2 tRNA genes and 2 rRNA genes (1 of these 4 running past the window's edge) are annotated in these 3,087 nt (G+C 44.3%); all 4 read left to right on the top strand.

Annotated features, from left to right (window positions below):
* Positions 1 to 383 precede the first annotated feature (383 nt).
* Positions 384 to 1,907, top strand: a 16S ribosomal RNA gene (locus C8N46_RS19935).
* A gap of 91 nt (positions 1,908 to 1,998) precedes the next feature.
* Positions 1,999 to 2,072: transfer RNA gene (locus C8N46_RS19930), tRNA-Ile, on the top strand.
* Between the two features lie 127 nt (positions 2,073 to 2,199).
* Positions 2,200 to 2,276: transfer RNA gene (locus tag C8N46_RS19925), tRNA-Ala, on the top strand.
* Positions 2,277 to 2,447: 171 nt separating this feature from the next.
* A 23S ribosomal RNA gene (locus C8N46_RS19920) occupies positions 2,448 to 3,087 on the top strand (it continues 2,187 nt past the right edge of the window).
* The 16S and 23S rRNA genes sit together here with 2 tRNA genes alongside, the layout of an rRNA operon.

The raw sequence follows: 3,087 nt of genomic DNA, 5'->3' as shown, positions 1-3,087 counted from the left end.
TACGTTCCAAGACAGAAAAAAACTTTAAAAAAAATCAGATAAAAGTTTTTCAAAGAATTAAAAAAGGTTGTATGTTTGCACCCCGCAAAAATCAGTATTGATTTAGTGGTAAAGTTCTAAATAAAAATATTTTAAAAGCGAGAGGCAAGAAGTTTGGAAAGAGCTTCAAAAAAAATATCAAAAAAGTTTTGTTGGAATAAAAAAAGGGTTTTATATTTGCACCCGCTTTCAGAGAGAAGGCAAAAAAAGACAAGAAGAATATAGTTCATTGACATATTGATTAGCAGCAATTATTTGGCGACAAATAATGATAAAAAACATAAGCAAAGACATCTTTTGAGAGTTACGATAATTTTTCTGAGTTCTAAACATATTAAAGAACAACGATGAAGAGTTTGATCCTGGCTCAGGATGAACGCTAGCGGCAGGCCTAACACATGCAAGTCGAGGGGCAGCATAGATTGCTTGCAATCTGATGGCGACCGGCGCACGGGTGCGTAACGCGTATGAAACCTACCTAATACAGGGGGATAGCCCAGAGAAATTTGGATTAATACCCCATGGTACTGTGGTCTCGCATGAGATTATAGTTAAAGATTTATCGGTATTAGATGGTCATGCGTCCTATTAGTTAGTTGGTAAGGTAACGGCTTACCAAGACTTCGATAGGTAGGGGCCCTGAGAGGGGGATCCCCCACACTGGTACTGAGACACGGACCAGACTCCTACGGGAGGCAGCAGTGAGGAATATTGGACAATGGAGGCAACTCTGATCCAGCCATGCCGCGTGAAGGAAGACTGCCCTATGGGTTGTAAACTTCTTTTATAGAGGAAGAAACGTGAATACGTGTATTCATTTGACGGTACTCTACGAATAAGGATCGGCTAACTCCGTGCCAGCAGCCGCGGTAATACGGAGGATCCAAGCGTTATCCGGAATCATTGGGTTTAAAGGGTCCGCAGGCTGTTGTTTAAGTCAGAGGTGAAAGTTTGCAGCTCAACTGTAAAATTGCCTTTGATACTGGATAACTTGAGTAATAATGAAGTGGTTAGAATATGTAGTGTAGCGGTGAAATGCATAGATATTACATAGAATACCGATTGCGAAGGCAGATCACTAATTATATACTGACGCTGAGGGACGAAAGCGTGGGGAGCGAACAGGATTAGATACCCTGGTAGTCCACGCCGTAAACGATGGTTACTAGCTGTTTGGTCGTAAGACTGAGTGGCTAAGCGAAAGTGATAAGTAACCCACCTGGGGAGTACGGTCGCAAGATTGAAACTCAAAGGAATTGACGGGGGCCCGCACAAGCGGTGGAGCATGTGGTTTAATTCGATGATACGCGAGGAACCTTACCAGGGCTTAAATGTAGTATGACAGGGGCAGAGACGCCTTTTTCTTCGGACATATTACAAGGTGCTGCATGGTTGTCGTCAGCTCGTGCCGTGAGGTGTCAGGTTAAGTCCTATAACGAGCGCAACCCCTGTTGTTAGTTACCAGCACGTAGTGGTGGGGACTCTAGCAAGACTGCCGGTGCAAACCGTGAGGAAGGTGGGGATGACGTCAAATCATCACGGCCCTTACGTCCTGGGCTACACACGTGCTACAATGGTAGGTACAGAGAGCAGCCACCTCGCAAGAGGGCGCGAATCTACAAAACCTATCTCAGTTCGGATCGGAGTCTGCAACTCGACTCCGTGAAGCTGGAATCGCTAGTAATCGGATATCAGCCATGATCCGGTGAATACGTTCCCGGGCCTTGTACACACCGCCCGTCAAGCCATGGAAGCTGGGGGTACCTGAAGTCGGTGACCGCAAGGAGCTGCCTAGGGTAAAACTAGTAACTGGGGCTAAGTCGTAACAAGGTAGCCGTACCGGAAGGTGCGGCTGGAACACCTCCTTTCTAGAGCAACGATGAAGAATTATAGTAACAATTTAAGAGATTGTTTTTGCTTAGCTGTTAATTAAAATTGAACGAAAAAGATACAAGCAAGAGTCTCATAGCTCAGCTGGTTAGAGCGCTACACTGATAATGTAGAGGTCGGCAGTTCGAGTCTGCCTGAGACTACAACATTTGCGATTTAAGGTTTTATGATTTAAGAAATTAGATTGTAGATTAAGTATTAGAAGAGGAAATTCTAGAGGTTGGAATTCAACATTCATAATTCTGAATTCAACATTCTGAATTTTGCTATGGGGGATTAGCTCAGCTGGCTAGAGCGCCTGCCTTGCACGCAGGAGGTCATCGGTTCGACTCCGATATTCTCCACCAAGTTCCCGATCAGTCGGGAATCTCATTAGGGTTAGTATTAATTTTAATGAGATATCCAATCAATTTGGATATTACAAAGTTCATTGACATATTGAGATAAAGAGAGAAACGAGAAATTAATTAAATTAATGAATCGAGAGAAAAATATTAAATAATAAAGAGCAAAAAGTACAATAAGCTAAGTAAGGGCGTATGGGGGATGCCTAGGCTCTCAGAGGCGAAGAAGGACGTGATAAGCTGCGAAAAGCTGCGGGGAGAGGCACATACTTTGTGATCCGCAGATATCCGAATGGGGCAACCCGGCATGTTGAAGACATGTCACATCGTAAGATGAGCAAACCCGGAGAACTGAAACATCTAAGTACCCGGAGGAGAAGAAAACAAAAGTGATTCCGCTAGTAGTGGCGAGCGAACGCGGAATAGCCCAAACCAATGTTGTTACGGCAATATTGGGGTTGTAGGACCACGCGATTTGATGTTTACAGAATTAGAACTATTTGGAAAGATAGACCATAGAGGGTGATAGTCCCGTATAGGTAAAGTAAATAATTGATAGTGGTATCCTGAGTAGTGCGGGGCACGTGTAACCCTGTATGAATCTGGCGGGACCATCCGCCAAGGCTAAATACTCCTGAGAGACCGATAGTGAACTAGTACCGTGAGGGAAAGGTGAAAAGAACCCTGAATAAGGGAGTGAAATAGACCCTGAAACCATACGCTTACAAGCGGTCGGAGCCATATTAATGGTGACGGCGTGCCTTTTGCATAATGAGCCTACGAGTTACCGTTGCTAGCGAGGTTAAACACTTCA

Source organism: Kordia periserrulae (assembly GCF_003054265.1).
In the GTDB taxonomy this organism is placed as follows: domain Bacteria; phylum Bacteroidota; class Bacteroidia; order Flavobacteriales; family Flavobacteriaceae; genus Kordia; species Kordia periserrulae.
The sequence above is the reverse complement of the archived record's forward strand: the minus strand, read 5'-3'. Positions and strand labels throughout refer to the sequence as shown.